Annotated in this window: 7 protein-coding genes; 4 read left to right on the forward strand and 3 right to left on the reverse strand. The window is 61.4% G+C overall.

The window, feature by feature from the left end; translation table 11 throughout:
- The first annotated feature begins 41 nt into the window (after window positions 1-41).
- Complete coding sequence (locus AC1DVH_RS23150; protein WP_477755777.1) at window positions 42-512, forward strand: DUF1810 domain-containing protein; 471 nt, start codon at window positions 42-44, stop codon at window positions 510-512.
- On the opposite strand, the gene AC1DVH_RS23155 is transcribed toward AC1DVH_RS23150, so the two are convergent.
- Entirely contained in the window at window positions 477-2,837 is a 2,361-nt protein-coding gene (locus AC1DVH_RS23155) for a DNA polymerase II (RefSeq protein ID WP_477755772.1), read from the reverse strand. The genes AC1DVH_RS23150 and AC1DVH_RS23155 overlap by 36 nt on opposite strands.
- Window positions 2,838-3,169: 332 nt before the next feature.
- Between AC1DVH_RS23155 and AC1DVH_RS23160 the strand changes: the two genes are divergently transcribed.
- Window positions 3,170-3,610: a CBS domain-containing protein gene (locus AC1DVH_RS23160; RefSeq protein WP_007987990.1), complete on the forward strand. Its 441-nt coding sequence runs from the start codon at window positions 3,170-3,172 to the stop codon at window positions 3,608-3,610.
- A 66-nt stretch (window positions 3,611-3,676) separates the two neighbouring features.
- Here AC1DVH_RS23160 and AC1DVH_RS23165 read toward each other — a convergent pair whose 3' ends face one another.
- On the reverse strand, window positions 3,677-4,300 hold the full coding sequence (locus tag AC1DVH_RS23165; protein WP_477755773.1) for a glutathione S-transferase family protein: 624 nt from the start codon (window positions 4,298-4,300) through the stop codon (window positions 3,677-3,679).
- Window positions 4,301-4,560: 260 nt separating this feature from the next.
- Here AC1DVH_RS23165 and AC1DVH_RS23170 point away from each other — a divergent pair, with 260 nt between their 5' ends.
- Window positions 4,561-4,962 carry a hypothetical protein gene (locus tag AC1DVH_RS23170; protein ID WP_477755774.1) on the forward strand — a complete coding sequence of 134 codons (402 nt, stop codon included), beginning with the start codon at window positions 4,561-4,563 and terminating at the stop codon, window positions 4,960-4,962.
- A 77-nt stretch (window positions 4,963-5,039) separates the two neighbouring features.
- Here the strand turns inward: AC1DVH_RS23170 and AC1DVH_RS23175 are convergent, their stop codons facing one another.
- The gene (locus tag AC1DVH_RS23175; protein WP_477755775.1) at window positions 5,040-6,131 is read right to left on the reverse strand and encodes a DUF1615 domain-containing protein; all 1,092 of its coding nucleotides are present in this window, start codon (window positions 6,129-6,131) and stop codon (window positions 5,040-5,042) included.
- A 137-nt stretch (window positions 6,132-6,268) separates the two neighbouring features.
- On the opposite strand from AC1DVH_RS23175, the gene AC1DVH_RS23180 reads away from it, so the two are divergent.
- The gene (locus AC1DVH_RS23180; RefSeq protein ID WP_477755776.1) at window positions 6,269-7,804 is read left to right on the forward strand and encodes an FAD-dependent oxidoreductase; all 1,536 of its coding nucleotides are present in this window, start codon (window positions 6,269-6,271) and stop codon (window positions 7,802-7,804) included.
- Window positions 7,805-7,921: the final 117 nt, after the last annotated feature.

Below are 7,921 nucleotides of genomic sequence, written 5' to 3' on the forward strand. Positions count from 1 at the left end.
GCCATGGTCTGAACCACCGCAGTCTGTCAGAGAGCTTCGCCATGAGAAGCACCGACCACCTGGACCCGTTCAATCTGCAACGCTTTCTCCAGGCTCAGGACCCGGTATTCGACCGGGTTCAAAACGAGCTGAGCAACGGACACAAGCGCAGCCACTGGATGTGGTTCATTTTTCCGCAGTTTGCCGGGCTCGGCGGCAGCGAGATGTCGCGCCGCTTTGCCATCCGCTCGCGGGAGGAAGCCCTGGCCTACCTTGAGCACCCGTTGCTGGGCGCCCGGCTACGCACCTGCACCCAGGAAGTGCTGAATATCCGGGAGCGCTCGGTGGCCGGGATTTTCGGCCCTCCCGACGACCTGAAGTTTCATTCCTCGATGACCCTGTTTGCCCAGGTCGCCGCCGCCGACAGCCTTTTCCAGCAAGCCTTGAACCAGTACTTCCACGGCATCCTGGATGACTGGACCTTGTCGCTGATGGACTCAAAACAGGCCCAGTTGCCCCCCAATCAGGGTTGAGAAGTCGTCGTCGACAAACGGCAGTATCGCGTCCGCCACCGGTTGCAGTTGCCGGGTGATGTAGTGGTCGTAATCGATGGGCGCGCTGCGCACTTCCAGCGGCTCGGGGCCGGCGACGGTGATCACATAGCTGATCCAGCCACCGTTCTGGTATTGCCGAGGACGACCCTGGCGGTCGTTGTACTCATCGGCCAGGCGCGCCGCGCGCACATGGGGTGGCACGTTACGCTGATAGTCATCGAGGCTGCGGCGCAGGCGCTTGCGGTAGACCAGCCGGTCATCGTATTCACCGGCCAGGGTCTTGCGCACGTAGTCACGCACATAGTCCTGATAGGGCTTGCGCAGGAAGATCCGCGAATACAGCTCCTGCTGGAATTGCCGGGCCAGCAGCGACCAGTCGGTGCGTACGGTTTCCAGGCCTTTGTAGACCATTTCGTCGCTGCCATCGGCACGGGTCACCAGCCCCGCGTAGCGCTTTTTACTGCCTTCTTCGGCGCCGCGAATGGTCGGCATCAAAAAGCGCTTGTAGTGGGTTTCGAACTGCAATTCGAGAACGCTTTGCAAGCCGTATTCCTGCTGCACGTGCTCGCGCCACCACTGATTGACGTGCGCCACCAGCGCGTGGCCGATCTGCGCCGCCTCCTGCTGACCATGGGCGCGACGCAGCCAGACGAAGGTCGAATCGGTGTCGCCATAAATCACTGCATGCCCCTGGGCCTCGATCAACTGGCGGGTACGCAGCATGATCTCGTGCCCGCGCAAGGTGATGGACGAAGCCAGGCGCGTGTCGAAGAAGCGACAACCGCTGGAGCCGAGCACACCGTAGAACGCGTTCATGATGATTTTCAGTGCCTGGGACAGCGGTGCGTTGTGTTCGCGCTTGGCGGTTTCCCGGCCTTCGGCCACCCGGGCGACGATGGATGGCAGGCAATGCCGGGTGCGAGAAAAGCGCGCGCCACGAAAACCCGGTACCGACTCGCTGTCGTCCGGGTGCTCGAGCCCTTCAATCAGCCCCACGGGGTCAATCAGGAAGGTGCGGATGATCGACGGATAGAGGCTTTTGTAATCGAGCACCAGCACCGATTCGTACAGCCCTGGTTGCGAATCCATGACAAAACCGCCGGGGCTGGCTTCGGGTGGCTTGCCACCAAGATTCGGCGCAACGAAACCCTGACGGTGCATCAGCGGCATGTACAGATGCGTGAACGCCGCCACCGAACCGCCCATGCGATCGGCCGGCAAACCGGTGACGCTGGCCCGCTCCAGCAGGAAGGTCAGTAATTGTGTCTTGGCGAAAATCCGCGTGACCAGTTCGCAGTCTTTGAGGTTGTATGTGGCCAGCGCCGGTTTGTCCTCGGCGAACATGCGATTGATTTCGTCCATGCGCTGGTACGGGTTGTCGATGGACTTGCCCTCGCCGAGCAAGGTTTGCGCGACGTTTTCCAGGCTGAACGAAGGGAAACTCCAGGTCGCCGAACGCAGGGCCTCGATACCGTCGATGATCAGGCGGCCAGCGGCTGAAGCGAAGAAATGGTTGCCGCTGCCGTGTTCGCGCCACTGCATTTCCTCACCGCCACGCCCCAGTTTCAACGGCACCGCCAGGCGCCGGGCGTGTTCGTGAAGCACCCGCAAGTCGAACTGCACGACGTTCCAGCCGATGATCGCGTCGGGGTCGAAGCGGGCAAACCAGTCGTTGAGTTTTTTCAGCAGCAAGGTCCGCGAATCGCAGTATTCGAGCTGGAAATCCACCTGGCTGGCGTCGCCATTCGGCGGACCGAGCATGTACACCTGACGTTCGCCGCAACCTTCCAGGGCAATGGAATACAATTCGCCCCGGGCCGTGGTCTCGATGTCCAGGGACACCAGTCTGAGGCTCGGCCGGTAGTCGGGTTCGGGTTTCATCTGCGCGTCGAGCAGCAGGCCCTCGGCATTCGGCGTGCCACTGAAGCGCACCGGCGCGGTGATGAAGCGTTCCATCATGTAGCGTTCCGGCGGGCGCACGTCGGCTTCGAACACCTCGACACCGGCCCGGCGCAGCGCGGTTTCCAGGCGCATCAACTGGCCATGTTGCTGGCAGTAAAGACCGAGGACCGGGCGATGTTCGAAATCCTGCAGGGCCAGGGGCCTGAGCTCGACGTTCTTCTCGTCATGCAAAACGCCTTCGGCCGCCTGACGCTGCGCAGCAGGGATGAACGCCACCGACGGTTGATGAGGCAGGCGGATGCGCCGGGGACCGCTGTCGGTCGCCAGCCAGAACTCGACTTCCGTGCCGGCCGGGGTGTCGCGCCAATGCCGGGTCAGGACGAAGCCCTGCTGTAGATCCACCACTGCAAACCTCAACGTTGATTCAGAAGAGAATTCTACCCGTCATCCGTCGCGATAGCGCGCTTACCGCAGGTCTATCAGGCAAACACCGATCCTGTGGGAGCGAGCTTGCTCGCGATGGCGGCTTATCATTCAACATCTACGTTGACTGACATACCGTCATCGCGAGCAAGCTCGCTCCCACAGGAGATGCGCCGAGCCTGAAATGAGGGGTTTACCGAAGAAAAACCGTCGAATGACGTTTTTTGCGTGTTATCTGCCGCTTTCGCCCTTGCCCTGAACGCTCGCGTCTACGATTCTTCAAGAACAACGACAACACCCGAGTAACCACCATGAAAACCGTCGCCCAACTGCTCAAGCTCAAAGATCAGAAGAATCAGGAAGTGCACCAGATCAAACCCGATCACATGGTGCTCGAAGCGCTGATGAAGATGGCCGAGAAAAACGTCGGCGCCTTGCTGGTGGTGGAGAATGATGAAGTGCTGGGCATCATCAGCGAACGGGACTATGCACGCAAACTGGTGCTGCACGGCCGCTCTTCGGTGGGCACGCCGGTGCGCGACATCATGGTGTCGCCGGTGATTACCGTCGACACCCATCAAACCGTGGAGACCTGCCTGGGCATCATGTCCGATAGGCGCCTGCGTCACTTGCCGGTAGTCGAAGGCGGCAAATTGATTGGCTTGCTGTCGATCGGCGACCTGGTCAAGGAAGCGATTGCCGAACAGGCGGAGCTGATCAAGCAGCTGGAGCAGTACATCCGCGGGGAGTAAATCCGCACACGCCGCACCCCCCTGTAGGAGCGCGCAGGGCTCGCTCCTACAGGGGGTTTACGGTGTTCAGGCCGGCCAATGCCGGGCGAATACCGGCGTTAGCGCCGGGTAGCGGTCGATGCGTTCCAGCCAGGCGAAAAAACCCGGCCGGGCATTACGCAAATGCTCCCGACTGCCCGCCCATCGCGAGATCACCGCCGCCAGCACATCCAGCGCCCCTGGCTTTTCGCTGCCCAGGTACAACTCGCCCGAGAATTGATYGGCGAACACCTCCCAACTCCAGTGCAGGCGCCGGCGGGCGCCCTCCATGAGGTTGTGCCTGGACGACTCATCCGCCTTGGCCAGCCAGCGTTCGGGGTAATCAATGATGCCGATGGCCGCATAGCAATTGCTGACGATGTACGCCATGCCGCGAATGGCCTGCGCCCGCTCGGCCGGGTCTGACGGCAACAACCCCGATGCGGGAAAGGTCAGCCCGAGGTGAATCAGGATCGCCGCGCTCTCGGTCAGGACGCTGCCATCAGGTAGCTGCAAGGTCGGAATCTGTTTGAGCGGGTTGAGTTTCTCCAGCGCCTGGGCCGCCTCCGCGGAGGTCTCGACATCGATGAAGCGATAAGGAACATCACAGAGTTCAAGGGCGGCTTCGACGGCCGCCGCCCCGGAGTTCTGATAACCGTAGAGCTGGTACATATACGTCTCCTTTCACACCGCGATCTCTGCAGTGCCTCATCAACCGTCCCGGCAGAGGAACGCGCCAGCTATCCAGTGTAGAAGCCGCCAACCGTCACACACGGCCATCCGACGATCGCACCATCACGCTCACAAGGGGTATGGCACGGGCCCTATCATTGCCGTCGATGTTCACCATCACCTCAATGAAGTTCTCTTAAAAAATCCCCGGCGTAACATCTGCTCCATACCAACCCATAAGCACCCCGGAGCACACCATCATGAAACGCCAAGTCCTTCTCGGCATCGCTTTCTCGGTTTTCGCAGTTAACGCTTTTGCCGCAACTTCTGCTCAACCTGTGGTCGCTGAAGGCGGCTCGGATCGTCTGATTGAAAGCCGTGTGGCCGAGGGTGGTTCCGATCGCCTGATCGAGAATCGTGTGGCCGAAGGTGGTTCGGATCGCCTGCTGGAAAAACGTGTTGCCGAAGGCGGTTCCGACAAACTGCTGGAAAACCGCGTCGCTGAAGGCGGTTCCGACAAGCTGCTGGAAAACCGCGTCGCTGAAGGCGGTTCCGACAAGCTGCTGGAAAACCGCGTCGCTGAAGGCGGTTCCGACAAGCTGTTGGAAAACCGCGTCGCTGAAGGCGGTTCGGATCGTCTGATCGAAAGCCGCGCTGTCTGAATGCAGTGCTTTACCGCAGGACTCAACGAAAACCCGGCCTCACCCGCCGGGTTTTTTATGATTTTTTTGCACCGCAATTACTTCCCTGCCCGCGCCATGCAGCGCTGGTAACGTTCATCGACCCGTTTGGCGAACCACGCGGTGGTGAGTTTGCGGGTGATTTTCGGGCTTTGCAGCACGATCCCCGGCAACACCTCACGGGGTAACGGCCGGCCCTCGGCCCGTTCGGCCAGTTCGAAAACCCGCCGATAGAGTTTGCTGTCTTCGAACGCCAGGGTTTTCCCCTCCTCCAGTTGCTCGCGAATCGTCGGATTGCGCATGTCCAGTTGCTTGCCGAGGGTGCGCACGGCCAGTTCCGTGGTGCCGGGCATGATCGAACCGTAGTTCACCAGATCGCCATCCAGCGCCAACGGGATACCGGAAGCCCGGCTCACCGCGTCCTGAAACGCGGCATTGCGGCTGGCGTACCAACCCGCGTTGAAGTCCGCAAAGCGGTACAGCGGCTGCGGGTAGCTCACCGGGTACCCAAGCAGATGCGCGATGCCGAAATACATGCCACCGCGCCGGGTGAACACTTCATGGCGAATCGAGCCCTGCACCGGGTACGGATAGCCCTTGGCCTGCTGTTCGGCAAAATCAATGCCGACCTGCATCGGCCCGCCGGTATGCACCGGGTTGAAGCCGCCGAACAGTTTTTTGCCCATCGGTACCATGTCGATGAAGTCGTCGAAAATCGCGCTCAGTTCCTTTTCACTGCGCGCGGCACTCAGGCGGTCGCTATAGCTTTTACCGTTGGGCGAATCGAGCATTAACGCACCGCTCACCAGCAAGCCGGGAATGTGCGCCTTGGCGGCACGGCGGTCGATCTCGTCGCGGGCGATCTTGCCCAGCCCCGGTACGCCCGGATCGACTTGAAAGGTCGATTCCTGTTCGGTCACGGCCAGCACCGAGCACAGGTTTTGCGTGGTCGGCGAGATGTCTTGCGCGGTAAACGCCACCTGGATATCCGTGGCCCAACCCTGGGGATCGGCAGCTTTCGCCGGCAGCAAACGCACAATCTCGGCCTTCACTTCGGCCGGGGTGCGCGTCGTCGGCTCCTGAGTCCGCTGGCTGCCGCAACCGGTCAATACCAGCAACACGCCGACGCTTGTGATCAATCTGATTTGCATGTCGTTCCATCTGATCCATTGGTCCGGGCTAACCATACGACCAATGGCATGTCAGCGGCTACGGTCGTGGTAGTCCGACGGTTGCCGCCCTCCCCGACTGGACCATACTTGATTCACACAGCGAGGAGGACAGGTTCATGCACCGCAGCGACGTGTTGATCGTCGGCGCCGGCCCGACCGGGCTGGTCCTGGCGTTGTGGCTGAGCAAACTGGGGGTGCGCGTGCGGATCGTCGACAAAACCTCGGCCCCCGGCACCACATCCCGGGCGCTGGCCGTCCAGGCACGGACGCTGGAGTTGTATCGCCAGCTGGGCCTTGCCGATGCCGTGGTGCAACACGGCCATCAAGTAAAGGCCGGCAACTTCTGGGTCAAGGGTGAGCCCGTTGCGCGCCTGCCCCTGTCCCAGATCGGTGAAGGCCTGACGCCCTATTCGTTTCTCGAGATCTTCCCGCAGGACGAACACGAACGGCTGCTGATCGAGCGCCTGGAAGCCTTCGGCATCACGGTGGAACGCAACACTGAACTGGCAGGCTTCGAGCAAACCGCAGACGGCATCACGGCCACGCTGGACCTGCCCGACGGCCAGCAGGAAACCTGCCAGGCCTGTTACCTGGCCGGGTGCGACGGTGCCCGGTCGATTGTGCGCAAGACCCTCGACACCGGGTTTCCCGGCGGGACTTACCAACAGATTTTCTACGTCGCCGACGTGCAGGGCAGCGGCCCGACATTCAACGGCGAACTGCATGTGGATCTCGACGAGGCGGATTTCCTCGCCGTGTTCCCGCTGGGAGACAGTGGTCGTGCCCGTCTGATCGGCACGGTGCGCGACGAGCGCGCCGAACACGCCGAGACCCTGCGTTTCGAAGACGTCAGCAGCCGGGCCATCGAGCATATGAAGGTGAAGATCGAGCAACTGAACTGGTTCTCGACCTACCGCGTGCATCACCGGGTGGCGGATCACTTCCGCAACGGCCGGGCGTTTTTGCTGGGCGATGCCGCCCACGTCCACAGCCCGGCGGGCGGCCAGGGCATGAACACCGGGATCGGCGATGCCATCAACCTGGCCTGGAAACTCGCGGCAGTGTTGAGCGGCGGCGCCGAGGCCAGACTGCTCGACACCTATGAAACCGAGCGCATCGCCTTCGCCCGCAAACTGGTGGCCACCACCGACCGGGTCTTCAACTTCGTCACCGCCGACGGGCCAATTGCCGATTTGCTGCGTACGCGCCTGGCTCCGTTCCTGTTACCGAAAATGACCTCGTTCGAAACCTCCCGTCAGTTCCTGTTTCGCACAGTGTCGCAGATCACCCTGAATTATCGTGGAATGCCGCTGAGCACGGGCGTTGCCGGGCACGTGCATGGCGGTGATCGCCTGCCCTGGGCCCATGACGGTGAGGGGGATAATTTTGAATCGCTCAAGTGCCTGACCTGGCAGGTGCATGTCTATGGCGACACCAGCGACGAGATGATCGCCTGGTGCCACGAGCACCATCTGCCGCTGCATGTGTTCGACTGGCGACCGGCGTTCGAAGCGGCGGGCCTGGGGCGCAATGGCTTTTATCTGCTGCGACCCGATACCTATGTGGCGATAGCCGAGACGTGTGCGGACCCGAAAGTGATCGAACGGTACTTCCGTGATCACGGGATCCGGCCGTTTTTTGGCGCGACCTGATGCAACACAGATCCACTGTGGGAGCGAGCTTGCTCGCGATAGCGATCGTCAGTTACTGGATGAGTGACTGACACGCCGCCATCGCGAGCAGGCTCGCTCCTACAGGGGGGAATGTGC

Source organism: Pseudomonas sp. P4_C3, assembly GCF_056402075.1.